Annotated in this window: 25 protein-coding genes; 13 read left to right on the top strand and 12 right to left on the bottom strand. The window is 70.0% G+C overall.

The annotated features are described in order from the left end of the window. The first annotated feature begins 132 nt into the window (after window positions 1–132). Complete coding sequence (thrC, locus tag V2S04_RS07110) at window positions 133–1551, top strand: threonine synthase (RefSeq protein ID WP_413637797.1); 1419 nt, start codon at window positions 133–135, stop codon at window positions 1549–1551. Here thrC and V2S04_RS07105 read toward each other — a convergent pair whose 3' ends face one another. The 5 genes from V2S04_RS07105 to V2S04_RS07085 all read right to left on the bottom strand — a co-directional run bounded on the left by V2S04_RS07105 (window position 1552) and on the right by V2S04_RS07085 (window position 5474). Next, complete coding sequence (locus V2S04_RS07105; RefSeq protein WP_413637796.1) at window positions 1552–2559, bottom strand: FUSC family protein; 1008 nt, start codon at window positions 2557–2559, stop codon at window positions 1552–1554. A 145-nt stretch (window positions 2560–2704) separates the two neighbouring features. Next, window positions 2705–3109 carry a VOC family protein gene (locus V2S04_RS07100; RefSeq protein ID WP_413637794.1) on the bottom strand — a complete coding sequence of 135 codons (405 nt, stop codon included), beginning with the start codon at window positions 3107–3109 and terminating at the stop codon, window positions 2705–2707. A 37-nt stretch (window positions 3110–3146) separates the two neighbouring features. After that, entirely contained in the window at window positions 3147–3560 is a 414-nt protein-coding gene (locus V2S04_RS07095; RefSeq protein ID WP_413637793.1) for a VOC family protein, read from the bottom strand. Between the two features lie 185 nt (window positions 3561–3745). Further along, the gene (locus tag V2S04_RS07090; RefSeq protein ID WP_413637792.1) at window positions 3746–4582 is read right to left on the bottom strand and encodes an alpha/beta fold hydrolase; all 837 of its coding nucleotides are present in this window, start codon (window positions 4580–4582) and stop codon (window positions 3746–3748) included. A 124-nt stretch (window positions 4583–4706) separates the two neighbouring features. After that, window positions 4707–5474: a siderophore-interacting protein gene (locus V2S04_RS07085; protein WP_413637791.1), complete on the bottom strand. Its 768-nt coding sequence runs from the start codon at window positions 5472–5474 to the stop codon at window positions 4707–4709. 84 nt (window positions 5475–5558) lie between these two features. On the opposite strand from V2S04_RS07085, the gene V2S04_RS07080 reads away from it, so the two are divergent. From V2S04_RS07080 to V2S04_RS07065, 4 genes are read left to right on the top strand one after another with little or no spacing between them, the layout of a single operon-like run. Then, the gene (locus V2S04_RS07080) at window positions 5559–6551 is read left to right on the top strand and encodes a siderophore ABC transporter substrate-binding protein (RefSeq protein WP_413637790.1); all 993 of its coding nucleotides are present in this window, start codon (window positions 5559–5561) and stop codon (window positions 6549–6551) included. A gap of 51 nt (window positions 6552–6602) precedes the next feature. Then, entirely contained in the window at window positions 6603–7613 is a 1011-nt protein-coding gene (locus V2S04_RS07075) for an ABC transporter permease (RefSeq protein ID WP_413638114.1), read from the top strand. A gap of 10 nt (window positions 7614–7623) precedes the next feature. After that, the gene (locus V2S04_RS07070; RefSeq protein ID WP_413637789.1) at window positions 7624–8664 is read left to right on the top strand and encodes an iron chelate uptake ABC transporter family permease subunit; all 1041 of its coding nucleotides are present in this window, start codon (window positions 7624–7626) and stop codon (window positions 8662–8664) included. Next, a complete protein-coding gene (locus tag V2S04_RS07065) occupies window positions 8661–9416 on the top strand; it encodes an ABC transporter ATP-binding protein (RefSeq protein ID WP_413637788.1) in 756 nt (251 codons plus the stop codon). Before V2S04_RS07070 ends, V2S04_RS07065 begins: the two co-directional genes overlap by 4 nt. Before the next feature lie 15 nt (window positions 9417–9431). Here the strand turns inward: V2S04_RS07065 and V2S04_RS07060 are convergent, their stop codons facing one another. Beyond that, the gene (locus V2S04_RS07060) at window positions 9432–10373 is read right to left on the bottom strand and encodes a DNA-3-methyladenine glycosylase family protein (RefSeq protein ID WP_413637787.1); all 942 of its coding nucleotides are present in this window, start codon (window positions 10371–10373) and stop codon (window positions 9432–9434) included. Window positions 10374–10437: 64 nt separating this feature from the next. After that, the gene (locus V2S04_RS07055; protein WP_099196812.1) at window positions 10438–11127 is read right to left on the bottom strand and encodes a winged helix-turn-helix domain-containing protein; all 690 of its coding nucleotides are present in this window, start codon (window positions 11125–11127) and stop codon (window positions 10438–10440) included. 333 nt (window positions 11128–11460) lie between these two features. Here V2S04_RS07055 and V2S04_RS07050 point away from each other — a divergent pair, with 333 nt between their 5' ends. Genes V2S04_RS07050 through V2S04_RS07040 form a run of 3 tightly spaced genes read left to right on the top strand, consistent with a single transcriptional unit; the run spans window position 11461 to window position 16007 of the window. Continuing rightward, window positions 11461–11769, top strand: a complete 309-nt coding sequence (locus V2S04_RS07050) for a GNAT family N-acetyltransferase (protein ID WP_099196811.1) — start codon at window positions 11461–11463, stop codon at window positions 11767–11769. Between the two features lie 60 nt (window positions 11770–11829). After that, window positions 11830–12990 carry an exonuclease SbcCD subunit D gene (locus V2S04_RS07045; protein ID WP_413637786.1) on the top strand — a complete coding sequence of 387 codons (1161 nt, stop codon included), beginning with the start codon at window positions 11830–11832 and terminating at the stop codon, window positions 12988–12990. Then, window positions 12990–16007, top strand: a complete 3018-nt coding sequence (locus V2S04_RS07040; RefSeq protein ID WP_413637785.1) for an AAA family ATPase — start codon at window positions 12990–12992, stop codon at window positions 16005–16007. The genes V2S04_RS07045 and V2S04_RS07040 overlap by 1 nt, the downstream gene beginning before the upstream one ends. On the opposite strand, the gene V2S04_RS07035 is transcribed toward V2S04_RS07040, so the two are convergent. Further along, complete coding sequence (locus V2S04_RS07035; RefSeq protein WP_413637783.1) at window positions 16008–16565, bottom strand: nucleoside phosphorylase; 558 nt, start codon at window positions 16563–16565, stop codon at window positions 16008–16010. 51 nt (window positions 16566–16616) lie between these two features. Here V2S04_RS07035 and nadE point away from each other — a divergent pair, with 51 nt between their 5' ends. The 3 genes from nadE (at window position 16617) to V2S04_RS07020 (ending at window position 21826) form a co-directional block, all read left to right on the top strand. After that, window positions 16617–17435 carry an ammonia-dependent NAD(+) synthetase gene (gene nadE, locus V2S04_RS07030; RefSeq protein WP_413637781.1) on the top strand — a complete coding sequence of 273 codons (819 nt, stop codon included), beginning with the start codon at window positions 16617–16619 and terminating at the stop codon, window positions 17433–17435. 78 nt (window positions 17436–17513) lie between these two features. Beyond that, the gene (locus V2S04_RS07025) at window positions 17514–21029 is read left to right on the top strand and encodes a TM0106 family RecB-like putative nuclease (RefSeq protein ID WP_413637780.1); all 3516 of its coding nucleotides are present in this window, start codon (window positions 17514–17516) and stop codon (window positions 21027–21029) included. An 11-nt stretch (window positions 21030–21040) separates the two neighbouring features. Further along, window positions 21041–21826, top strand: coding sequence for a hypothetical protein (locus V2S04_RS07020; protein WP_413637779.1), 786 nt, complete (start codon window positions 21041–21043; stop codon window positions 21824–21826). Window positions 21827–21840: 14 nt separating this feature from the next. Here the strand turns inward: V2S04_RS07020 and upp are convergent, their stop codons facing one another. Beyond that, window positions 21841–22473, bottom strand: a complete 633-nt coding sequence (upp, locus tag V2S04_RS07015) for a uracil phosphoribosyltransferase (protein WP_413637778.1) — start codon at window positions 22471–22473, stop codon at window positions 21841–21843. 9 nt (window positions 22474–22482) lie between these two features. Continuing rightward, on the bottom strand, window positions 22483–22632 hold the full coding sequence (locus V2S04_RS07010; RefSeq protein WP_413637776.1) for a hypothetical protein: 150 nt from the start codon (window positions 22630–22632) through the stop codon (window positions 22483–22485). A 103-nt stretch (window positions 22633–22735) separates the two neighbouring features. Between V2S04_RS07010 and tadA the strand changes: the two genes are divergently transcribed. Beyond that, entirely contained in the window at window positions 22736–23191 is a 456-nt protein-coding gene (gene tadA / locus V2S04_RS07005) for a tRNA adenosine(34) deaminase TadA (protein ID WP_413637775.1), read from the top strand. A gap of 15 nt (window positions 23192–23206) precedes the next feature. Here tadA and V2S04_RS07000 read toward each other — a convergent pair whose 3' ends face one another. After that, on the bottom strand, window positions 23207–24178 hold the full coding sequence (locus V2S04_RS07000; protein ID WP_413637774.1) for a cation diffusion facilitator family transporter: 972 nt from the start codon (window positions 24176–24178) through the stop codon (window positions 23207–23209). 70 nt (window positions 24179–24248) lie between these two features. Here V2S04_RS07000 and proC point away from each other — a divergent pair, with 70 nt between their 5' ends. Next, a complete protein-coding gene (gene proC, locus V2S04_RS06995; protein WP_413637772.1) occupies window positions 24249–25088 on the top strand; it encodes a pyrroline-5-carboxylate reductase in 840 nt (279 codons plus the stop codon). Window positions 25089–25091: 3 nt separating this feature from the next. Here the strand turns inward: proC and V2S04_RS06990 are convergent, their stop codons facing one another. Further along, on the bottom strand, window positions 25092–25754 hold the full coding sequence (locus V2S04_RS06990; protein ID WP_413637771.1) for a potassium channel family protein: 663 nt from the start codon (window positions 25752–25754) through the stop codon (window positions 25092–25094).

The following is a 25754-nucleotide window of genomic DNA, read 5'->3' as shown; positions in this document are numbered from 1 at the left end:
CTTCGGGCATCCGCTCGACGCCCTCACCTGTCTGTCGGAGGCGAGCGGCGGAGTGTGACAGGTGTCATCCGTCTTCCCGTCGCGGTGCGGGCTGAGACAATGGAGAGCCCGAGCTGACACCGAGGAGTTCCCGTGCGCTACATCTCCACCCGCGGCGGCATGCAGCCGCAGCCGTTCAGTGAGACGCTGCTCGAGGGTCTCGCGCCCGACGGCGGTCTCGCCGTGCCGGAGCAGCTGCCGCAGGTCGACGCCGAGACGCTCGAGCGCTGGCGGGCCCTCACCTACCCGCAGCTCGCGACCGAGGTGCTCTCGCTGTTCGCCACCGACATCCCCCGCGAGGATCTCGCACGGATGACCGCGGCCGCGTACGCGGACTTCCCCGACGCCGTCGTCCCGCTGCGCTCCATCGGCGGCGGGCTCACCCTGGTCGGCCTGTCAGAGGGCCCGACGCTGGCGTTCAAGGACATGGCGATGCAGTTCCTCGGCCAGGTGCTCGAGTACGTGCTCGAGAAGAAGGACCGTGTGCTGAACATCGTCGGTGCGACCTCGGGCGACACCGGGTCGGCGGCAGAGCACGCCTTGCGCGGCAAGGAGCGGGTGTCGGTGTTCATGCTCTCGCCTCAGGGGCGGATGAGCTCGTTCCAGCGAGCTCAGATGTACTCGCTGCAGGACGAGAATGTGCACAACATCGCCGTCGACGGTGTCTTCGACGACTGCCAGAACCTCGTCAAGAAGCTGGCCGGCGACCTCGAGTTCAAGCGCGCGCAGAATCTCGGGGCGGTCAACTCGATCAATCTGGGCCGCATCGCAGCCCAGGTCGTGTACTACTTCTGGGCGTGGCTCCGGGTGACGGATGCCGTCGAGCCGGAGTTCCGTGAGGGCTTCGAGGTGTCGTTCACCGTGCCGTCGGGCAACTTCGGCAACATCCTCTCGGGCTTCTTCGCGAAGGGTATGGGCGTGCCGATCCGCCGCCTCGTGCTCGCCGCCAACGAGAACAACGTGCTCGACGAGTTCTTCCGCACCGGCGTCTACCGCCCGCGCTCGGCTGCCGACACGCACGCCACGTCGAGCCCGTCGATGGACATCTCGAAGGCGTCGAACCTCGAGCGCTTCATCTTCGACCTCGTGGGACGCGACCCGGGCCGCGTCGTGCACGCGTGGGACGCGCTCGACGCCGTGGGCGCCATCGACTTCTCGGCGGAGCGCGAGCGCTTCGAGGGCGAGTTCGGCATCGTCAGCGGCACCTCGACGCACGCCGACCGCCTCGAGACGATCCGCTCGGTGTACGAGGAGACCGGCGAGATCATCGACCCGCACACCGCCGACGGCGTGAAGGTCGCGCGCGAGTATGTCGAGGCCGAGGTGCCGATGCTCGTGCTCGAGACCGCGAAACCGCAGAAGTTCGCCGAGACCATCACCGAGGCGATCGGCGTCGAGCTGGAGTTCTCGCCTGAGCTGCGCGACATGATGAACGCCCCGCAGCGGGTGACCGAGATGGCCGACGACGAGGAGGCGCTGCGCGCCTTCGTCGCGGAGCACGCGCTGCACTGATCAGGCGCGCGCATCCTCGCGCGGGTGCAGCAGACCCGAGAGTGCGCCGAGAATCGCGCCGGCCAACGTGTCGATGACCCGTTCCAGCGCGACCGACAGGTCTCCCGTGCTTCCGGTCGCAGCCCCCAGAAGAAGCAGCACCAGCGGCGTGATGAGCGTGAGCGCCAGCGCGTAGTGGCGCACGACGACCAGCTCGATCGAGAACTGCAGGACGCCCAGCAGCAGGGCGAGCCACAGCCCGGTCGGATGCAGCATCGCCAGCAGCGCGTACACCCCGGCGCCCGCGACGGTGCCGAGCATCCGGTGCGTCGCGCGCTGCAGTGCCGCGCGCCTGCTCGAGGCGAGGCCGACCACCGCGACGGCTGCGCCCACGATCCAGTAGGCGCGCGCGGGGTCGAGGAAGAGGCTCACGACCACGCCGGCGATGCTCACGAGCACGACGCGCAGCACCAGCATCCGCGCATCCTCATCCCACGACGGGCCGGGGAACAGCTCTCGCAGCGGACGTGCGCGCCGCGCGCGCACCCGCGCCAGCGCCAGGGGCGACACGGCGACCAGGTACGAGAACGCGCTTCCGGCCGCGATCGCGGCGAGGTAGCCGCCGGAACTGATCGGCGCGGACTGCATCACGGTGGCCGAGAGCCCGAACACGAGCACGAAGAACAGCGGGCCGGGCGGCCCCAGCCGGAACCCGAAGGCGAGGGTCGCGCTCAGGGCGGCGACCAGCACGATGCCGATGGCGATCAGCGGGGGAGTGTGGGCTGCGGCGACGCCGAGCGCCGCGCAGGCGATGAGCCCCGCGGCCACGAACGGCAGCATGACGGCTCGTTCGACGACGGGCAGCGACCCGGCGAACAGCACCGTGAACGCCCCCGATGCGGCGATGTAGCCGAGCATCGGCTGACCGAGCAGCGTCATGACGGCGATCGGCACCGCGATGCCGAGCGCCGCCTGCAGCCCGAGCTGCCACCGTGGGCCACGCGACGGACCGAGGGCGAACAGGCTCACCGGACCATTCTTCCAGGGCCGAGAGCGTCTCGCTCAGCTCGCACCGCGTCGCGCCGACAGCACGGTATCTCGCCGAGCGCACGGCTTGTTCACGTGCAGAAGCGGTGCAGTCGACGAGATGCAGTGCAGTCGACGAGAGCTCAGGTCAGTCGTCGCGTGGCGGGTTGTGCATGATCTCGAACCGGATGCCGTTGGCATCCTCCACGAACCCGGCGTAGTACCGGGCGGTGAAGCGCGGGTACTCCTTGGGCGCGCGGACCTCGGTCCATCCCGCCGTGAGGGCGATCTCGTGGATCCGGTCGACGTCGTTCCGGGTGTCGACGGCGAATGCCAGGTGCTGCCATCCGACGCGGCCGTGCACGTGCGGGCCGGTGCCCTCTTCGCGAGCGGTGTAGAGCAGGATCTCGGGCTGGCCGTCGAGCAGCCAGTACGCGTGGTCGTCGGCGTCGTGGGCGCGCCGATACCCGAGTGCGTCGAGCACGGGATGGAACTGTGCGGATGCCGAGGGCACGTCGTCGACGGTGATGCCGAGGTGATCGAAGGTCGCCATGGTCACAGTGTGGCGGATGCCGGCGACGTCGACCGGCTCAGGATGCCGTGTCGATCGACATCATCCACCCCACGCCGAACCGGTCGACGAGCATGCCGAAATCGCCGCCCCACGGCGCGGAACCGAGCGGCGCGGTCACCGTGGCGCCGTCGAGCAGTCCGTCCCAGATCGCGCGCAGCCGGTCGACCTCGGTGCCGCTGACCGAGACCGAGATGCCCTGCGGCGGCTGGTGCTCCATGTGCGCCGGAGTGTCTGAGGCCATCAGGATCAGGCCGTCGTCGGTGGTGAGCTGGCCATGCAAGACGAGTTCGCTCTCGCTCGGGGCCTGGGGCAGCTCGGGCATCGAGCCGAACGTCATGATCTGCAGCTCGCCGCCGAGCACATGGTGGTAGTGCTCCAGAGCCTCGCGTGCGTTGTCGCGGAACGAGATGTACGGGTTGAGGATAGCCATGATTCCCCTTTCGCAGCCGGATGCCGGATCCCGGCGTCGACAAGTATTCGCCGCCCCACCGACATGCGCAACGGCATCGTCGGCGCATGCATCGCGCGTGAACTGCAGGAGTTCGCATGAAACGCAGGAGCGATGCAGGGCATCCCTCCTGCGTTTCGCGAGATCTCCTGCGTTTCGCGCCGCGCTCAGGCTGAGCGCCGATCGAGTATCCGGAGGATCTCGGGCCATGCGCGCTCGCCGAGTTCTGCGTCCGCCTTCGGCGTGCCCCCGCGAGCCATCCGCGTTCCACCGGCCGCGGGCTGCTCGCCGGGCAGAAGCAGCCGGTGCCCGGCATCCGGATGTGAGACAAGCGTGCTGCGGAGCCCTGTTCTCTCTCTCGCCGAGATGATCTGCTGCGCGAAGCGGGTGGATGGCCAGACCTGATCGTCTCCGCCCGCGATCAGCAGTACGTCGCCCGTGATCTTCTCGACGGGGATGCGGGCTGCGGCCGCGCTTTCGGGGAAGCGCTGCATGCTCGAGGAGTAGAGGCTGCGGAACGCCGGCGGATCGGCATCCGGAGTCCAGTTGTGATCGAAGGGCGTGTACGGCAGCGGGTCACCGGCGAGTGTCCAGTGCGACGACAAGGCGCCGTCGTGGGCGCCCGCCCACACGACCGCGGTCGGGGCAACGGCGATCACCGCGTCGACTGGGCAGAGCGGCGCCACCGTCAGCGCCGCCTCTGCTCCGAACGACGTCCCGAAGATGACCACGCGGTCGCAGCTCCCGCGCAGAAGGGTGATCTGCTCGATGAAGAGCTCGAGCGGCACCTCGTGCGGCGCGGGCCGCTGGCCCTCGCCGCCGAACCACCGCATCGTTCGCACTCGCGCGCCTTCGGCTGCGAGCAGCCGCGCCCGCCCGATCTCGACGCGCCCGCTCGAGCCGGCGAGCAGCAGTACTCCTGTGCCGTTCGGCTCAGCCGGGTGCGCGTCGAAGCGATCGGCTGAAGTGGGCACGCGCTGCACGCGAGAAGTCCGATCAGGCATGCGTTCAGTCTGTCGCACGCGTTCCAACCCCAGCGGATGCCCGAGACGTACGCTCCAGCACGAGACTGATGTTCAGAGCATAGGTCTGGTGCTGGAAACCAAGTCTCGCGACAACGGCGACGCGTCAGTGCGGGGCGTGGTACTCCGCCTCGCCCCGCTTCCAGTAGCCCTTCACCACGGCCTTCGACACATCGACGCCCCAGTGGCCGAGCAGCGCGCGGCCGGGCTTGACGATCTGCTGCTCGGCGGCGATGAAGACGAAGGGGTCGGGGCCGACGGCATCCGGCTCATCGAGATCGTCGAGGAAGGCGATCAGAGACGATCCGGCCGGCGCGTCCCCGCGGTGCAGCCACTCGACGGGGACCGGCGCGTCGATGTCGACCTGGTCGGCCTCCGAGCCGACCTCGACGACGATGCGCGCGGGCGCGGCCGCGGGGATCATCGCCGCGAAGCGGCGGATCGCCGGGATCGCCGTCTCGTCGCCGACGAGCAGCCACGATCCCGGCTGGCCGGTCAGCACCGCCGAGCCGCGCGGACCGCCGACGCCGACGAACGAACCGATCGGAGCGGATGCCGCCCAGCGGGCGCCCACGGCCTCATCGCCGTGCACGGCGAACTCGACGTCGAGCCAGTCATCGCCCCACGCGAGCGGTGTGTACTCGCGGCTGGGGGAGGCTCGAAGCTGCTCCATCGACATCGTCGGAGAGGCCGCGAAGAACAGTCGCATGTGGTCGTCGGCGCCCAGGGAAGTGAATCCGGCGAGCTCGCTTCCGGTGAGGCGCACGCGCACGTAATTCGGTGCAAGCCACTCCCGCTCGGCCAGCACGGCGGCTCGGAAGCGCAGGTCGAGGCCCTGACGGTCGATGGAGAAACCGGATTTCACATCGCTCATAAAGTAAGGCTAACCTAAGTCGCGGCGAGGCTGAACTCGCTTCCGCGCAGCTCGCGCACCATCCCGCAGAACAGGAGACTCTCCATGTCCGTGCCCCGAATCCTCGGCGGAACCGCTCTCGGTCTCGTCAGCATCCTCGCCCTCGCCGGCTGCTCGGCGGGTACCGCAGCCGAAGCCGAAGAAGCCGCGCCCACCAGCGGAACCGTCACCGTCGAGGACAACAACGGCACGCACAAGGTCTCCACCCCGCCGACGTCGGTCGTCGCCACCGACAACCGCACGTTCCAGACGCTCAGCGACTGGGGCATCGAGCTCAGCGCCGGAGCCGTCGCCCTCATGCCGACGACGGTCGACTACAAGACCGACAAGAGCATCATCGATCTCGGCAACCACAATGAGCCCGACCTCGAGTCGGTCGTCGCCGTCGAGCCCGACCTGATCATCAACGGTCAGCGCTTCACCCAGCACCACGACAAGATCGCGAACCTCGTGCCCTACGCCACCATTCTCGAGCTCGATCCCCGCGAAGGCGAGCCGTTCGACGACGAGCTCAAGCGTCAGGTCACCGTGCTCGGCGAGGTGTTCGGCAAGCAGAAGGAGGCCAAGAAGCTCGTCGACGACTTCGACGCCGCCGTCGCCCGCGTGAAGGACGCCTACGACGCCGCCGACTCGGTCATGGCGGTCACCACGTCCGGCGGGGAGATCGGCTACATCGCCCCGACCGCAGGCCGCACGCTCGGTCCGATCTTCGACATCCTCGGCCTCACCCCCGCGCTCGAGATCGAGGGCGCGACCGACGATCACCAGGGCGACGACATCTCGGTCGAGGCCATCGCGACGTCGGACCCCGACTGGATCCTCGTCATGGACCGCGACGCCGTGTTCGCCGACCAGGAGCCGAACTACGTGCAGGCCGCCGAGATCCTCGAGAGCTCCGAGGCGCTGGCATCCGTCACCGCGGTGGAGGACGACCAGATCGTCTACATGCCCACCGACACGTACCTCAACGAGGGCATCCAGACCTACACCGAGTTCCTCAACGACTTCGCCGACGCGCTCGAGAAGTCCGAGAAGTGAGATCGCGCGGTGGCATCCGATCGCTTCCGGATGCCACCGCGCACCCGCACCATGACACGCACTCCTGCTCTGCCTGAACCCGCTCTCGCGCCGCGCGCACGCGCCGCGACCCGCGGGCGACTCTTCGACGCGAAGCTGCTGATCGGCATCGTCGTCGTCGCAGGTCTTCTCGTCGCCTCGCTGTTCACCGGCGTCTACGACATCTCCGGCGGCCCCGACGGCGCCGAGATGTTCCAGATCACCCGCATCCCGCGAACCGTCGCACTCGTGCTCGCGGGCGCCTCCATGGCCATGGCGGGTCTCGTCATGCAGCTGCTGACGCAGAACCGCTTCGTCGAGCCGACCACGACCGGAACCACCGAGTGGGCAGGTCTCGGCCTGCTCACGGTCATGGTGCTCGTGCCGCAGCCCTCGCTGCCGCTGCGCATGGCGGCTGCGGTCGTCGCCGCGTTCGTCGGCACGATGATCTTCTTCCTCTTCCTCAAGCGGGTATCGCTGCGCTCGTCGCTGATCGTGCCGATCGTCGGCATCATGCTCAGCGCGGTCGTCGGCGCCGTGTCGACGTACCTGGCGCTGGCCACCAACACGCTGCAGAGCCTGGGCGTGTGGTTCGCGGGCAGCTTCACCTCGGTGCTGCGCGGCCAGTACGAGATGCTGTGGATCGTCGCGGTGGTGGGCGTGATCGTCTTCATCGTCGCCGATCGACTCACGGTCGCCGGCCTCGGCGAGGAGATCGCCACCACCGTCGGGCTGGACTACGACCGCATCATGCTGCTCGGCACCGCGCTGATCGCCATCGTCACGGGGGTGGTCACCGTGGTCGTCGGCAACCTGCCGTTCCTCGGGCTGATCGTGCCGAACATCGTCTCGATGGTGCGCGGCGATGACCTGCGCAGCAACCTGCCGTGGGTGTGCCTGCTGGGCATCGGGATCGTCACGCTGTGCGATCTGATCGGTCGCCTCATCGTCATGCCGTTCGAAGTGCCGGTCTCACTGATCCTCGGCATCGTCGGTGCGGTCGTCTTCGTGCTCCTCCTGCTCAGGCAGCGCCGCCGTGCTTAGGCGGGTGGCGATGCGCGAGCGGGCGGATGCCGTGCAGTCGGTGCCGGTGCGGGCCGCCGCCGGCTGGTTCGCGGATGCCAGGGCCCGGCGCCGATACATGATCGCGCTGACGATCCTGATCGTGCTCTCGGCCGGCTTCGGCATCGGCCTGCTCGCCTGGGACAACCCCATGCCGTTCGGCACGTCGGGCTTCTGGCGCATCGCCGAGCTGCGCTTCACCAACGTGCTCGTGATGATCATCGTCGCCGTCTGCCAGGCCGTGGCGACCGTGAGCTTCCAGACCGTCGCGACGAACCGCATCGTCACGCCGTCGATCCTCGGGTTCGAGTCGCTGTACCGGGCGGTGCAGACCTCGTCGGTGTACCTCTTCGGCATCGCAGGCCTCGTCGCCATTCAGGGGCTGCTGCAGTTCGGCATCCAGATCGCGGTCATGGTCGCCCTGGCGATGCTGCTCTACGGCTGGCTGCTCACCGGACGCTACGCCAACCTGCAGATCATGCTGCTGATCGGCATCGTGATCGGCGGGGGACTCGGCGCCGTCGCGACGTTCATGCAGCGCCTGCTCACCCCGAGCGAGTTCGATGTGCTCGCCGCGAGGCTCTTCGGCAACATCTCCAACGCCGATGCCTCGTATCTTCCGCTGGCCGTGCCGCTGTGCGTCGTGGCATCCGCTCTGCTGTGGATGCGCGCGCGCCGGCTCAACGTGATGGCGCTCGGTGCGGATACCGCGAACGCGCTCGGCGTGAACCACCGGCGTGAGCTGATGATCACCCTCTTCCTCGTCGCCGTGCTGATGGCCACCTCGACGGCCCTGGTCGGGCCCATGACGTTCCTCGGCTTCCTCGTCGCGACCCTGGCGTACCAGTTCGCCGGCTCCGACGATCACCGCCTGGTCTTCCCCGTCGCTGTGCTGACCGCGTTCACGATCCTGGCGGGGGCGTACTTCGTGATGCGCAACATCTTCTACGCGCAGGGCGTCGTCTCGATCATCATCGAGCTGGTCGGCGGCCTGGTGTTCCTCATCGTCATACTCAGGAAGGGCCGTCTGTGATCACCATCGAGAACGTCCGGCGGGATTATGCGACGGACGTCGCGATCGGACCGGTCGACCTCGTCATCCCCGAGGGCGGCATCACCGCGCTGATCGGCCCGAACGGCGCCGGCAAGTCGACGCTGCTCACGATGGCGGGGCGGCTGATGGGGATGGATGCCGGTTCCATCGCGATCGCGGGCTTCGACGTCGCCTCGACGAAGTCGGCCGACCTCGCCAAGGTCGTCTCGATCCTGCGGCAGGAGAACCACTTCGTGACCCGGCTGACCGTGCGCCAGCTGGTCGGCTTCGGGCGCTTCCCGCACTCGAAGGGGCGGCTGACCGGGGCGGACGAGGACGTCATCAGTCGCTCGATCGACTTCCTCGACCTCGGACTGCTCGAGCACCGCTATCTCGACGAGCTGTCGGGCGGTCAGCGCCAGCGGGCGTACGTCGCGATGGTCCTCGCGCAGGACACCCCCGTCGTGCTGCTCGATGAGCCGCTGAACAACCTCGACATGAAGCACGCGGTGACCATGATGGCGCAGCTGCGCCGTGCGGCCGACGAACTCGGTCGCACGATCGTGATCGTGCTGCACGACATCAACTTCGCCGCCCACTACGCCGATCACATCTGCGCCATGAAGGACGGGCGGGTCGTGGAGTTCGGCGCACCCGCCGAGATCATGACCGACGACGTGCTCACCCGGGTGTTCGAGACACCGGTGCAGGTGATCGACGGCCCGCACGGCCCCCTCGCCGTGTACTACTGAGCGGGTCGAGCGGGGTCAGCGGTCGCGGTGATCCTCGGGGGCGAGGCGCGCGCCGCGGCGCGGCTCACGCGAGCCGGATGCCCAGATCAGCCGGATGATGCGCTGACGGTGCCCCGACCACGGGGCGAGCAGCTCGAGCATCCCGTCGTCATCGGTGCGATGGCCGGTGAGCGCGAACCCGACCTCGTGCGCCAGGTGGTAGTCGCCGACGCTGACCGCGTCGGGGTCGCCGAGCGATCGGATGCGCGTCTCGGCCGACGTCCACACGCCCACGCCGTGCAGGCTGGTCAGCACTCGATCGCGATCGGCGCCGTCGGTCGCGGCGAGGGCGGCTCGCTCGATGCTCGCGCCGCGTCGCGCCGCGGCGACGATGGTGCGCGACTGCGGCGGCTCGACGGCCGCGCGATGCCACTGCCACGACGGGATGACACGCCACACCTCATGCGACGGAGAGGCGAACATGGGCCGCGGGGTCGGGCCCGGCGCGCGCTCGCCGAATCGGCTCACGAGATACCGCCACGCGCCGAACGCCTGCATGCCGGTCACCTTCTGCTCGATGATCCCGCAGACGAGGGCATCGAAGACGCGGTCCGTCCGCGCCATCCGGATGCCCGGGTGCCGGCGCGCCACCTCTTCGAGCTGCGGGTGGTCGATGATGAACCCGGTGTCGTCGTCATCGGCTCCGCACAGCCGCGGAACGACGTCGAGCGCCTCGCCGGCACCCGGTCCCCATGCCGAGGCGTGGATGCCGTCCGAGCTCTGCCGGAGGCACAGCGTCGCGACCCCGGCATCCGTCCGGAACGTCATCCAGATCCGCGCGCCGTCGATGACCATAGTCGGGTCGGTGCCGCCGCGGCGCAGCATCCCGACCGTGCGACCGAGGTGGAGCGGATGCCGCGGACGGTAGACGGATTCGCGCGCCGTGGCGTGAGCCGCGGCATCCGTCATCAGGGTCATGCCGGCACTCTACGCGCCGTCCCTGACATCGCCTCCCGGTGCAGCCCGGCGACGAGGGGTGGAATCAGAAGCGGTCGGGCGAAGGGGTGCCGTGGCCGTAGCGGATCGACACGTCGGCGTGCCGGTCGAAGCGGTAGCCGACACCGCGCACGGTGCGGACGATGTCCTCGTGGCGGCCGAGCTTGGCGCGCAGGCGCCGCACGTGCACGTCGATGGTGCGCTCGCCGGGAGCCTCCTCATCGGACGACGCCTGCCACAGCGCCGAGACCAGCTCGCTGCGCTCGATCGTGCGACCCTCACGCAGCACGAGGTACTGCAGCAGCTCGAACTCCTTGTAGGTGAACGAGGCCGACTCGCCGTCGAGCAGCACGCGCTTGCGGGAGATGTCGACGACGACTCCGGACTCCTCGTCCTTCTCCTCCTCGACTGCGGCGTTGGCACGGGCGATCGCGCCGGGCTCGTGCAGGGCGAGACGCACGACGTCGAGGTCGCGTCCTCCGGCCGACTGCGGGGCCAGGGCGACGGTGGCGTGGGTCTCGGCGGTCGGGGCGAGCTCGGCGAGCGTGCGGCGCAGCGCGTCGACGAGAACGGGAAGGCTCACACCCGCGGATGCGGCCTTGATCTCGTCGATGCCGACGTAGAGGGCGAAGCCGCGCGGCGAGCGGACGGCGGGAAGATCTGCGGCGGCGTCTGCGGGCGAGACGACGCGGACGGGGGCGGTGACGGGACGCTCGAGGAGGGCGGTGTTCGACATGATGATGGATCCTTGCGTGTGCCGAGGAGCTCGGGATGCGTTGCACGAATGACCGGTCGGAGCCGGTGGGAGATGAGCGCGAAGGGTGGGCGCTCAGAGACTCGTCCTCAGATCGAGGAGAATTCAGCGAGTCAGGCTGGGTGGTTGCGCCTTAGCAACACATTCGGCAACACGTGCCAACGCGACCGGGCATCATCATCCCGGCAGTCCCGTTCGCCTCCTGGGCGGACAGAGGGCTTGCGTTGGTGGTCATGGGGGCGATTATTTCCCAACATGACCCGCCATGTCAAAACGTGACAAGCCCGACGGCGAAACACGACGTAACGTTGTGGGGTGAGTTCAACCGCCGACGCCTCTGATTTCGTGTTCCTCGACGAGAAGGACGCCTCCCGGTGCACCCTCACACGCGGCGGTGAGCTGCTCAGCGTGCTCGACTACCGCGACGACGGCACGACCGTCGCGATGACGCGGGCGTTCACGATCCCGACGCATCGCGGGCACGGATACGCCGCCCGGGTCGTGGCGGGTGCGGTGGCCGAGATCGAAGCACGCGGCGACCGGAGGATCGACCCGGTGTGCTGGTACGTCGCGGACTGGTTCGACGCGCACCCCGACAAGCAGCACCTCCTGCGTCGCCGCTGATCCGCAGAGCCCGCGGCACGCCTCGGACGCGATGTCGGAGGCTCTCCGTACCGTGTGGGTATGCGAATCCTGCACACCTCCGACTGGCACATCGGCCGCACGTTCCACGGGCACTCCACGCTCGCGGCGCTGGCCGAGGTGCTCGACGCGCTGGTCGCGCAGGTGCGCGAGCACGCGGTCGACGTGGTGATCGTCGCGGGAGACGTGTTCGATTCCGCCACGCCCGCGGCATCCGCCTACACCCTGCTCGACGACGTGCTGGTCGCCCTGCATGAGACGGGCGCCACCGTCGTCATGACGAGCGGCAATCACGACTCGGCGGCACGGCTGGGCTTCCACTCCCGGCTGCTGCGCGACGGCATCCACGTGCTCACCGATCCGCTCGCGATCGCCACGCCCGTCACGGTGCACGACGAGCACGGGCCGGTGCACTTCTTCGGCGTGCCGTACCTCGAGCCGGCGATCGTGCGCCAGCACTGGGCAGACGCCGAGCCGGCGCTGCGCAGCCAGGCGCAGGTCATGCACCACGCGATGAACCTCGTGCGCGAGGGCATGACGGCCCACTCCGGTCGGTCGGTGGCCGTGGCGCACTGCTTCGCCGCCGGCGTCGATGTGACGGTCGGCCTCGAGCGCGAGGTGCGCCAGGGCGGGCTCGACATGGTGCCGCTGGCCGGCTTCGACGGCCCCGATTACGTGGCCCTCGGCCACATCCACGGGCGTCAGCAGCTCAGCGACCGGGTGCGCTACTGCGGGGCGCCGCTGCACTACAGCTTCGGCGAGCAGCACAAGCAGCGCGGGTCGTGGCTGGTCGACCTCAACGCCGACGGCCTCGCGTCGGTCGAATGGCTCGACCTGCCGATCCCGCGCGCCTTGGTCACCCTCACCGGAACGCTCGACGAGATCCTCGCCGATGAGAACGCGGCAGCACACGCCGACGACTGGGTGTGCGCGGTGTACACCGACGCCGTGCCCCAGCACGAGCCGATGCGCCGACTGCGTGAGCGCTTCCCGTTCTGCGCGCTCGTGCAGCACCAGCCCGCCGGGGCGGATGCCCCAGACGAGCGGTCGTACACGCAGCGGCTGAGCACAGCGGTCAGCGACGTCGACCGCATCGAGGCGTTCCTCCAGCACGTGCGGGCGGGTCACGGAGCGACCGAGCGCGAGGCCGAGCTGATCCGCGAGGTGCTCGACGACCGCGTCCGCGCCGAGGCGCTCGTCTGATGCAGCTGCATCGCCTCGAGATCGAGGGGTTCGGCCCGTTCCGCGAGCGGCAGAGCATCGACTTCGATGCGTTCGCCGACGACGGCATCTTCCTCATCGCGGGGCGCACCGGGGCCGGCAAGTCGAGCATCCTCGATGCGGTGTGCTTCGGCCTGTACGGCGGAGTGCCCCGCTATGAGAAGGGCGGCGAGAAGCGGCTGCGCAGCGACCACTCCGAGCCGGACCAGACCACCGAGGTCGTCGTCGAGTTCAGCACCGTCGCCGGTCGCTTCCGCGTGACGCGCTCGCCCGAATACCTGCGTCCGGCCAAACGCGGCACCGGGCTCACGAAGCAGTCCGCCGCCGTCTCGCTCGAGGAGCTCACCGAGTCCGGCTGGGTGGGTCGTGCCGCCCGAGCCGTCGACGTCGGCACCGAGCTGAACGAGATCCTGCAGCTCACCCAGGAGCAGTTCCTGCAGGTGATCCTGCTCGCGCAGAACCGGTTCGCCGACTTCCTGCTCGCCGACAGCCGTGAACGGCAGGCGCTGCTGCGCAGGCTGTTCGGCACCGAGCGGTTCGCCGACTACCAGGCGCGCTTCGACGAGCGGCGCCGCGAGGCGGAGCAGGCGCTCGGCGGCAGCAGGGCGACGGTCGAGGCGCGGCTCGACGAGGCCGAGCGCATCGTCGCCGACGCCGAGCTGGGCGGAGAGGACGCCGACTCCGCGCCGGAGACGACGGATGCCCGGATCGAGCTGCTCCGCCGGGCGATCGCCCGCGCCGACTACCGTGTCGAGAGGTTCGCCACCGAGCGCGCTGCGGCCGACGTGGCGCTCGTCGAGGCGGATGCTGCGCTCGCGGCACTCAAAGAGCAGCGTCAGGCGCAGGCGGATCGCGATCGGGCTCGGGCGGCCCTGGCGACGCTGGAGGCGCAGGCCGCGGAGATCGCGGATGCCACCGCGCGGCGCGACCGTGCCCGTGCCGCCGAGTCGCTGCGCGGCCTCATCACCGCTGCATCCCGTGCGTCCGCCGCCCGCGCTGCCGCCGCCCGGGCCCGGGCCGCAGCCCTCGAGGCGGCCGCCGGGCTTCCGATCGCAGAGGTCGGCGCCGCAGCAGGTGACGACCATGCACCCGCTCTCGCCTACCGCGACTTCGCGTCCGAGCGCACCCGCGAGAGCGGGGCCTGGCAGCAGGCCGCCGGGCTCGAGGCCACAGCGCCGCAGCGGGCATCCGAGCTGGCCTCGGCGCAGGAGGCGGTCACCGCGGCATCCGATTCGGTCACGGCGCTGGACGCCGAGCGCGCGGCGCTGCCGATCAGGATCGCGGAGCTGACCGTCGAACGCGACGCCGCCCGCCGCGACGGCGACCGGATCGACACCGCGACGCAGGCCGTCGCTCTCGCCGAACGGCAGCATGCCGGAGCCCTCGACGCGCAGCGGCTGAGCGCGGAGGCGGCCGCTGCGGCATCCGCGGAGTCCGACGCGTCCGACGCGCACACCCGCGCCCAGGCCGAGCTCGCGCAGCTGAGGCGCCGCCGCCTCAACGGCTACGCCGGTGAACTGGCCACCGCTCTCGTCGACGGCGAGCCGTGCGCCGTGTGCGGGGCGACCGAGCACCCGGCGCCCGCCGAACACGCCGATCCGGTCTCGGCCGATGACATCGAGGCCGCGGAGGCGGTTCGCGACGAGGCAGCCGCCGCAGAACGCCGAGCATCCCGTCGCCTCGCCGACTGCACAGCCGAGCACGCGGCGGCGGCAGAGCGCTCCGCGGGTCTCAGCGTCGACGAGGCGAGCGACCAGCTCGCGCAGGCCGTCTCCCGGCGCGACGCCGCGCAGCGCGCGGCCGGGCGTGCTCTTGAGCTCACCGCTGTCCTCGACGACCTGCAGCGCTCGCTCACCGATCTCGAGCACCGTCGCGCGACGGCGTCCGAGACACTCAGCGCCGCGCGCACCGCCCTCTCCCTGGTCGAGCAGCGCATCGCCGACGCCGACGCCGCCATCGCCGCCGCGCGCGGCGAGCACGGCAGCGTCGCCGACCGTCTCGCCGAGGCTCGTGAACAGATCGCCCTCGCCACCGCTGCGGCCGACGCGATCGACGGGGTCTCAGACGCGGCTGAGCGCGACCGCGCCGCGAACGCCGAGCTCACCGACGCGCTCGACGCATCCGTCTTCGACGACGTGACCGAAGCCGAGCAGGCCCTCCTCAGCGCAACCGAGCTGTCGACCCTCGACGACCGCATCACGGCCTACGCGGTGGACGTGAAGAAAGAACGTGCGCTGCTGCTCGATCTCGAGATGCGCATGCTCCCCGAAGAGCCGATCGACCTCGAACCCGCGACGCAGGCGGCGCAGCAGGCGCGCGTCACGTGGCAGAGTGCGGTCGACGCCGACAGCCGGGCGCGCAGCGTGCAGAAGAGCCTCACGGCGATCGTCGACTCCGCCGCGCGCGAGCACGCCGCGTCGGCCGAGCAGGCCGCCGAGTTCGAGGTGATCCGAGGCCTCGCCGATGCGCTGGCCGGCCGCTCGGGCAACACGCACAAGATGAATCTCGAGACCTTCGTCCTCGCCGCCGAGCTCGAAGAGATCGTCGCCGCGGCGAACGCGCGGCTGCACGACATGTCCGACGGTCGCTACCAGCTGCGCCACTCCGACGCGCTCGCCGCGCGAGGGGCGGCATCCGGACTGGGCATCGTCGTCTTCGACGCCTTCACCGGGCAGACCCGACCTGCCAAATCCCTCTCCGGCGGCGAGACCTTCCTGTCATCGCTCGCGCTCGCTCTCGGGCTGGCCGAGGTCGTCACAGCTCGCGCCGGCGGCATCCGGCTCGACACCCTCTTCATCGACGAGGGCTTCGGCTCCCTCGACGCCGACACGCTCGATACCGCCATGCGCACCCTCGACGAGCTGCGCCAGGGCGGGCGCACGGTCGGCGTGATCAGTCACGTCGAGGCGATGCAGGAGCAGATCCCCGCTCAGCTGACCGTCCGCACGCTGCCGGACGGGCACAGCGTCATCGACGCTCCACAACCTGGAAGAGGCTGATCAGAGCGGATACTCGCTGCGCATGTGCTCCCAGAGCTGCGCGCTGCACGCCGCGACGACCTCGTCCCACACCTGGGTGGCACCGTCCTGAGCGCGATCCGAGACGACACGCATCACCCGGATCGGCACGTCGAACTTCTGCGCCACCCAGATGAACGAGAACGTCTCCATGTCTACGAGCACGCCGCCCAGGTCGCGGATCCGCGTCACGGCGTCGGCGTCGTCGACGAAGATGTCGCCCGTCGCGATGGTGACGCCGTCGCGACCCGTCTCGACGCGCGACGGCAGCGAGACGTGCTGCCCGACGACGCCGTCGAGGTCCTGCACGTCGTGCTGGATCGCGGCGCTGACGTCGTAGATGCCGGACTCCACCGAGTCGTCGACCGCGCCGGCTGTGCCGACCACGACGATCTCGTCGTAGCGCTTCGCGTCGAGCGCACGGGTGAGGCCGTACGCGGCCATCAGCTTGCCGGGGCCGGTCACCAGCCGGTCGAAGCCGGGCAGCTCGGCGGGGAAGGCCTGAAGTTCGGATGCCAGGGCGGCGACGAGAAGTCTCACGCCCTCCATCCTCTCAGGTGGGGGAGACTGGTATCCGACGAAGGAGGCGCAATGAGCATGCAGCGGCAGATCATCGAGGACCTGGGCGTGAAGCCCGAGATCGACCTGGCGGCCGAGATCGAGAAGAGGGTGGCGTTCCTCGTCGACTATCTGCGCGCGACCGGCGCCGCGGGATTCGTGCTCGGCATCTCCGGCGGGCAGGACTCCACGCTGGCCGGACGCCTCGCCCAGCTGGCGGTCGAGCGGGTGCGCGCCGACGGCGGCGACGCGACGTTCCTCGCCGTGCGCCTCCCGTTCCGCGTGCAGGCGGATGCCGCGGACGCGGAGTCCGCGATCGACTTCGTCGCGGCCGACCGCTCGGTGACGATCAACATCCAGAACGGCGTCGACGGCATCGAGCGCGACCTCGAGCAGGGCCTCGGCGAGAGCATCACCGACTTCAACCGCGGCAATATCAAGGCGCGCCTGCGCATGGTCGTGCAGTATGCGCTCGGCGGCCATGACGGGCTGCTCGTCATCGGCACCGACCACGCCGCCGAGGCGGTGACCGGCTTCTACACGAAGTTCGGCGACGGCGCGGCCGACCTGCTGCCGCTCTCCGGGCTCGACAAGCGGCAGGGTCGCGCGATCCTCAAGCACCTCGGCGCGCCCGAGCACCTGTACATGAAGGTGCCCACCGCCGACCTCCTCGACGGTGTCCCGGGTCGCCCGGACGAAGACGAGCTCGGACTCACATACGAGCAGATCGACGACTACCTCGAGGGTCGCGAGATCGACCCCGCGGCCGCAGCGATCATCGAGCAGAAGTACCGGGCATCCCGACACAAGCGGCACCTGCCCGTGACCCCCGCCGACGGGTGGTGGCGCTGAGGGCTCCTCTCCTCCCCGGCGCCGGGTGTTGTCCGAGCCTGCGGATAGTGTCGAAGGCAGGCGAGTGAGAGGGGCATCGTGCGGGTCATCCCAGGGGAGAACCGGGTCGTCTGGAGCGCCAGCGACCTGAAGCTGGCCGCGGAGTGCGAGTTCGCGTGGGCGCGCGCCCTCGACGCGAAACTCGGCCGCGTTCCCGCGGTGGAGGAGCCCGAGGATGCCACGCTCGAGCGGGCGGCTCGTCTCGGAGACCGCCACGAGGAGAGGGTGCTCGAGCAGTACCTCAGCGAGCTGGGCGAGTCGGTCGACGGCGGCCCGGGAGTCGTGGTGCTGCCAAAGGTGTCGTCGGCGGATGCCGGGGGTCTGGCCGCGGCGGTGGCCGAGACCGAACGGGCGCTGCGCTCAGGAGCGTCGCTGGTGTTCCAGGCGGCCTTCTCGACTTCGGAGTTCGTCGGCTTCGCCGACTTCATCGCACGCGATCGGCCGCTGCCCGGCGAGAACGGGGGCCGCTGGCGGGTGCAGGACTCCAAACTCGCCCGCACGGCGCGCGCCACCGCGCTCATGCAGCTCGGAGCATACGTCGATCAGCTCGACCGGCTCGGCGTCCCGCGCTCCGAGGAGGTCGATCTCCTTCTCGGTGACGGGACGACGAGCACGCATCGGGTCGACGACCTGCTTCCGCTGTTCCGCGTGCGCCGTGCACGACTGCGCGCACTGATCGCCGATCGCCGCCTCGCCGACGGGGCGGAGGGTGAGCCGCTGGCGTGGGGCGATGATCGTGGCGACCTGCAGATCACCGCGTGCGGACGCTGCGCGACGTGCAAGGAGCAGGTGACGGCGCATCGCGACCTGCTCATGGTCGCTCGCATGCGCCCCGTGCAGCGGCAGAGGCTGCGCGCCGCGGGCATTCACTCGATCGACGATCTCGCCGCCGCAGAGGATGCCCCCGACGGCATGAACGCCGACACCTTCACCGCGTTGCGCGCTCAGGCGCGTCTGCAGGCCGGCGTCTCGACCGAGCCGGCAGCGGTCCCGCCGTTCGAGCTCGTCTCGGCGAGCGCGATCGGCCTGATGCCCAGGCCCAGCCGGGGCGACCTGTTCTTCGACTTCGAGGGCGATCCGCTCTACACCGAGCGTGCCGGCGTCGGCGAGAGCGCGCAGTGGGGCATCGATTACCTGTTCGGCTGGACCGACAACGACGAGCAGTACTCCGCGCTCTGGGCGCACACGTTCGCCGATGAGAAGAAGGCGCTGCTCGACTTCCTCGAGTTCGTGAAGCTGCGCCGGCAGACGCACCCCGACATGCACATCTACCACTACGCGCCGTACGAGACGTCGCATCTGTCGGCGATGGCCGCCCGGCACGGCGTGGGTGAAGCAGACGTCGATCGGCTGCTGCGCGAGGGCGTGTTCGTCGACCTGTACCCGATCGTGCTGCGATCGGTGCGGATCGGGTCGCGCTCGTACTCGATCAAGAAGCTCGAGCCGCTGTACATGGGTGACGAGGTGCGCACCAGCGACGTGCAGAAGGGCGACGATTCGATCGTCCGGTACGTGCAGGCGCGCCGGCTGCAGGACGACGGTCAGGATGCCGAGGCGCAGGCGATCCTCGACGACCTGGCCGACTACAACCGATACGACTGCGTGTCGACCCGGCGGCTGCGCGACTGGCTGATCGGCCTGGCGAGGCGGGCCGGGGTGGTGCCCGCCCCGCCGGACGATCCCGAGACGCGCGCGTACGAGCCGTCGCCGCTGTCGCTCGCCCTGCAGGCCGAGGCTCTGCGAGCGGGAGACGAGTCGGCTGCGGCGTCGTACCGGATCGCGGCCGCGGCCATCGACTACCACCCGCGCGAGGCGAAGAGCTTCTGGCAGGGCCACTTCCAGCGGCTGCGCGAGCCGGTGTCGATCTGGGAGTCGACTCGCGACGTGCTGCGGATCGACGCCGCGGCCAGTCGCGTCGACGCCGACTGGGCGGTCGATGAGGGGCGCCGTGCGCAGACCCGGCTGGTGCGTCTGCGCGGCGAGGTGGCACCGGGCAGCACGCTCGGCGTCGGCGGGCGGCCGTTCGCGCTGTACGGCGTGCCGACCCCGTTCGATGCGCCGGCGCCGTCGCGCGTGATCCACGTGCCGCACGAGGTCGAGATCGTCGAGGTGCTCGACGACGGGTACGTCGTGCGCGAGCGCACCGTGCAGGGGCAGGTGTGGGACGAGCTGCCGGTGGCTCTCGCTCCCGCCGCGCCGCCGAACGTCCAGTCGCAGCAGGGTGCCATCGAGGAGTGGGCCGCAGCGCTGCACCAGGCGGCGCCGGTGTTCCCGCGCGATGCCGCCACCGATATCCTGCGGCGCATCCCGCCGCGCACCGTGTCGGGTGACCCGCTGCCGCCGGCGGAGGGCGACACGGTGGACGCCATCGTGCGCGCCGTACTCGATCTCGACGACAGCTACCTGGCCGTGCAGGGCCCTCCCGGCACGGGCAAGACCTACACCGGGTCGCGGGTGATCGCGCGGCTGGTGCGCGAGCACGGCTACCGGATCGGAGTGGTCGCGCAGTCGCACGCGATCGTCGAGAACCTGCTCGAGCGGGTCGTCGCTGACGGCGTGCCCGCATCGCAGGTCGCCAAGGCCCTGAAGAATCCGGATGCCGCCGAGCCTGCTTTCACCGTGATGCGCAAAGACGGCATGGCCGCTTTCCTTGCCGAGAACGCCCAGCACGGCGCGGTGGTCGGCGGCACGGCCTGGGACTTCAGCAACACCCGACGGGTGGATCGCGGGGGCCTCGACCTTCTGGTCATCGACGAAGCAGGCCAGTTCTCGCTCGCGTCGACCATCGCGGTCGCCGCGGGAGCGAGGCGTCTGCTCCTCCTCGGCGACCCGCAGCAGCTCCCGCAGGTCAGCCAGGGCACGCACCCCGAGCCGGTGAACACCTCCGCTCTGGGCTGGGTGATGGACGGCTCGGCGGTGATCGACCCGCGGTACGGCTACTTCCTCGCGCGGTCGTGGCGCATGCATCCGGCGGTCGCAGCGCCCGTCTCGCGCCTGTCGTACGCGAGCCGGCTCGCGTCGGCCGACGGCGCCGAGGGGCGCATCGTCGAGGGGGTCGAGCCCGGGTTGCACATCGTGCCCGTCCGGCACCGGGGCAACGCCACCCAGTCAGCTGAGGAGGCGGCCGAGGTCGTGCGCATCGTGCACGACCTGCTCGGGCGCACGTACCGTGACGGGATGTGCGACGATCCGCCGCGGCCGCTCGAGCAACGCGACATCATCGTCGTCGCGCCGTACAACGCGCAGAAGCAGCTCATTCACGACGAGCTGTCGGCGGCAGGGTTCGGCGAGGTCGCGGTCGGCACCGTCGACAACTTCCAGGGCAAGGAAGCCGTCGTCTCGATCACGTCGCTGGCGGCATCCAGCGGTCGCGACGCGCCGCGCGGGCCGGAGTTCCTGCTGCTGCAGAACCGCCTCAACGTCGCCGTCTCGCGAGCGAAGAGCGTCGCCTACCTGGTGCACTCGCCCGCGCTGCTCGACGACCTGCCGTGGACCCCCGAGGGCGTCGCCAGACTGAGCGCGTTCGCGCACCTGGTCGGGGCCGACCGCGAGTGACAGGAGCCGCCATGCACACCACCGACGACATCCTGCGCGCCTCGGCGGCATGGGTGTGGTTTCCGCGCGGCAGCGAACAGGAAAGGACCGAGCTGCAGCTGGTGCGCCATCCCGCGCGTTTCGGCGGCGGGGTCAAGGCGTCGCAGGTCGACTCGACGAGAGATGCGGCAGCGGTGCTCGACCACGCCATCGACCGCACCCGGGCATGGGGCGAGACCGAGCTGACCTTCTGGACGAACGCGGCCGACAGCCCCGACCTGGAAGACGAGCTGCGGCGACGAGGAGCACGCCACATCGATACGGTCGCGGTGCTGGCTCGTCCGATCGACGGCGCTGCGATCGACGGCACGGCGATCGATGTGCCCGGCGACGTCACCGCCGAGGTGGTCCGCACCGAGGACCAGTTCCGCGAGCTCGACCGGATCAACGTCGCGGTGTGGGAGCACCAGAGCGCGCTCACCGGCGACGGCCTTCGCGAGGAGCTCGACGAGAACGCCGAGGCACTGGCATCCGGAACCGGCGGTCGAGTGCTCGCCCGCCTCGACGGCGTCGCGGTCAGCACGGGCGGATGCACGGTGGCCGACGGCTTCGTGCGCCTCTGGGGCGCTGCCACCCTCCCCGAGGCCCGCGGACGCGGGGCGTACCGTGCGGTGCTCGCGGAGCGGCTGCGGCTCGGCGCAGAGATGGGCGCGACGACCGCGCTCGTCAAGGGCCGCATATCGACCTCAGCGCCGATCCTCGCCCGTGCGGGGTTCGAGCACTTCGGCGATGAGCGCGGCTACGTGCTCACCGTCTGACGGCGAGATGCCGGTCAGGCCGTGCCGTACAGGCGGTCGCCCGCGTCGCCGAGTCCGGGCACGATGTAGCCCTTCTCGTTCAGACGCTCATCCAGGGCGCCGAGCACGAGGGTCACGTCGGCGTCGCCGACCATCTTCTCGATCGCCGCGACACCCTCGGGAGTGCCGAGCAGGCAGATCGCCGTGACGTTCTTCGCGCCGCGGTCGAAGAGGAACTGGATCGCCGCCGCCAGCGAACCGCCCGTGGCGAGCATCGGGTCGATGGCGAAGCACTGCCGGTCGCTGAGGTCGTCGGGCAGGCGCTCGGCGTAGGTGGTGGGCTCGAAGGTCTCCTCATCGCGCACCATGCCGAGGAATCCGACCTCGGCGGTGGGGATCAGCTTGACCAGGCCCTCGAGCATCCCGAGACCGGCGCGCAGGATCGGCACGACGATCGGACGCGGCTCGGCGATCTTCACACCCGTCGTCGTGGTGACCGGGGTCTTCACCTCGATCGGCTCGACCTTCACGTCGCGCGTGGCCTCGTAGGCGAGCAGCGTCACCAGCTCCTCGGTCAGCTGACGGAAGACCGGAGACGAGGTCCTCTCATCCCGCAGCACCGTGAGCTTGTGAGTGATGAGCGGGTGATCGGCCACATGAACGCGCATGGGTACAGATTACTTCGACGCCACCTTCACGGCAGAACGCGCCTCGCGACGCGCACGTGACGCGGCATTGATGCGCTTCGCGTTGGCGGCGACGACCACGGCGCCGATCAGAGCCGGAAGCGTGGTGAGCATGATCACGAGGGCGGGAGCGGATTCCATGTCCTCCACCGTACGCAACCGGCGCGGACCGGGCATCAGCCGTGCGGTGGATTCCATCGTCCGCCGGGCGGGGGAGGACTAGGCTCGACCGACGGGAGGACCGATGACCGCCGCAGACGACCGTGTAATGCGTCGCGCGCTCGAACTCGCCGCCGAGGCGGGTGCCGGTGGCGACGTTCCGGTCGGCGCCGTGGTGATGGATGCCCGTGGCGTGATCATCGGCGAAGGTCGCAACCTGCGCGAGCGGACGCACGATCCGATCGCGCACGCCGAGATCATCGCGCTGCGCTCCGCAGCGGAGGCGCACGGCGGCTGGAACCTCGAAGACCACACGCTGATCGTGACGCTGGAACCCTGCCTGATGTGTGCGGGCGCCATCCTGCAGGCCCGCATCGGCCGAGTCGTCTTCGGCGCGTGGGACGATAAGGCCGGTGCCGCCGGCTCGATGTACGACGTTCTGCGTGATCGGCGTCTGCCGTACCGCGCGGAGGTCATCGGCGGCGTCAGGGCGGACGAGGCGACCGCGCAACTGCGCGCTTTCTTCGAGTCGCGCCGCTGACCCGCAGCCGCGAGGTCAGTCCGACGACGGGAAGACGAACGCGTCGGTCGAGGGCGCGGGGTCGAGCGAGGGCCGGTACACGTCGGGTTCGAGATAGATCACGCGGGCTGCGGGAACGGCGTCCCGGATCCTGCGCTCGATCTCATCGATGTCCGCCGCCGCCTCGCGCACGGTCTTGTCGGCGGTGAGAGCGATCTTCGCCGCGACCATCAGCTCGTCCGGGCCGAGGTAGAGCGTCTTGATGTGGATGAGCTTCTCGACGTCGGGGCCGTCGACGATGGCGTCGACGATGCGGTCGTGGTCCGCACGGCTGGCGCCTTCGCCGATCAGCAGGCTCTTCGTCTCGATCGCCAGCACGATCGCGATCGTGATCAGCAGCAGACCGATCATCAGCGTGCCCAGGGCGTCGAACAGCGGGTCGCCGGTGATCAGCGTCAGCCCCACGCCGAGCAGGGCGAAGGTCAGACCGACCAGCGCGCCGGTGTCCTCCAGCAGCACCACGGGCAGCTCGGGCGCCTTCGAGCGGCGGATGAACGAGAACCACGACTGGCCCTCCTCGCGCACCGCGTTGCTCTCGCGCACCGCCGTGCGCAGCGAGAGCGATTCGAGGACGATCGCGACGGCGAGCACGGCGAGCGGCAGCCACCACCAGGTCTGATCGACCTCGTGCGGTTCGACGATCTTCTGCACACCCTCGTACACCGCGAACAGTCCACCCAGCGAGAACAGGATGATCGACACGACGAAGGCCGAGACGTACCGTTCGCGTCCGTAGCCGAACGGGTGGGCGCGGTCGGCCTCGCGCTCGGCGCGGCGGTTGCCGAGCATCAGCAGCAGCTGGTTGCCGGAGTCGGCGACCGAGTGGATCGCCTCGGCGAGCATCGACGCCGAGCCCGACAGCGCCCACGCAACGAACTTCGCCAGGGCGATGCCCAGGTTCGCCAGGAAAGCCGCGATGATCGCCTTGGTGCCACCGGATGCGCTCATGGCCCGAGTCTACGACCCGGTCGCGCGCGTACAGGGCAGGGCTGCGCGAACGGCTCGTAGGATGGGCGGCATGGCCGATTCCCTCCCCGCACTCGCGTTTCTCGGAGCAGGTTCGATGGGAGGTGCGATCCTGCAGGGGGTCATCGCCTCGGGGATCACTGTCGACGGCGGGATCGTCGCGACCAACCGCACGCGCGAGAAGGCGGATGCCCTGGCATCCCTCCCCGGCGTGACCAGCATCGCTCTGGCGGAGAACCGCGCAGGCAACGCCGAGGCGGCCGCGGCCGCCCGCATCATCCTCGTCGGCGTCAAGCCCGCGATGGTGCCCGACCTGCTGCGTGAGATCGCCCCGGCGCTGCGTGACGACGCGATCGTGGTGAGTCTCGCCGCCGGAGTCACGCTTGCGACCTTCACGGAGGCACTCGGCGAGGGTGTGCGCACCGTGCGGTCGATGCCCAACACGCCGGCGACCGTCGGCAAGGCGGTGACCGGCATCGCGGCCGGCCCTGCGGCGACCGACGAGGACATGGCGGTCGTGCGGGCCCTGTTCGAGAAGGTCGGCGCGGTCATCGAGGTGCCCGAGTCGCAGATCGACGCCCTGTCGACGGTGTCGGGGTCCGGCCCCGCCTACGTGTTCCTGCTGATCGAGAAGCTCGCCGAGGCCGCGCGCGGGATGGGCTTCTCGGATGCCGACGCGCGCCTCATGTCGGAGCAGACGTTCATCGGTGCGGCGGCCCTGCTCGACGCATCCGGCGAGGACCCGGCTGAGCTGCGCCGGCGGGTGACCAGCCCCAAGGGCACCACCGAGCGTGCTGTGGCCGTGCTGCAGGACGCCGGTCTCGACGACGTCTTCGCCCAGGCGACCGCCGCCGCGCTGGCGCGCGCGAAGGAGCTCGCGGCGGGCGCCTGAGGGCTACCGGTCGAGGCCGGCGAATCGCTCGATGTCGACGTTCGTGCCCGAGACGATGATGAGGTCGTGGTTGGTGACCACGGTGTTCGCCTCCGCGTAGCGGAACGGCTTGCCGGGGCTCTTCACGCCGACGACCGTGACGTTGTACTTGGACCGCACGCCCGACTCGTTCAGACGCACGCCCCGGATGAACTTCGGCGGGTACATCTTCGCCAGTACGAAGTCGTCGTCGAAACGGATGAAATCGAGCATCCGTCCGCTGACCAGGTGCGCGACGCGTTCGCCGGCCTCCCGCTCGGGGTAGATGACGTGATTCGCGCCCACGCGCGCGAGGATCTTGCCGTGCGACTGCGAGACCGCCTTCGCCCAGATCTGCGGCACCTTCAGGTCGACGAGGTTCGCGGTGATCAGCACCGACGCCTCGATCAGCGAGCCGACCGCGACGACCGCGACCTGGAAGTCCTGCGCGCCGACCTGACGCAGCGCCTCGATGTTGCGGGCATCCGCCTGCACGGTGTGGGTGACCCGCTCCGACCACTTCTGCACGAGACCCAGGTCGCCGTCGATCGCGAGCACCTCGCGATCGAGGCGATCGAGCTCCCCGGCGCAGGCGGCGCCGAAGCGGCCGAGTCCGATCACGAGCACCGGGGCGTCGCCCCGCACCAT

This window comes from Microbacterium sp. OR21 (assembly GCF_047306785.1).
In the GTDB taxonomy this organism is placed as follows: Bacteria; Actinomycetota; Actinomycetes; order Actinomycetales; family Microbacteriaceae; genus Microbacterium; species Microbacterium esteraromaticum_E.
Note: the sequence above shows the minus strand (reverse complement) of the source record. Positions and strands in the feature narration are given on the sequence as shown.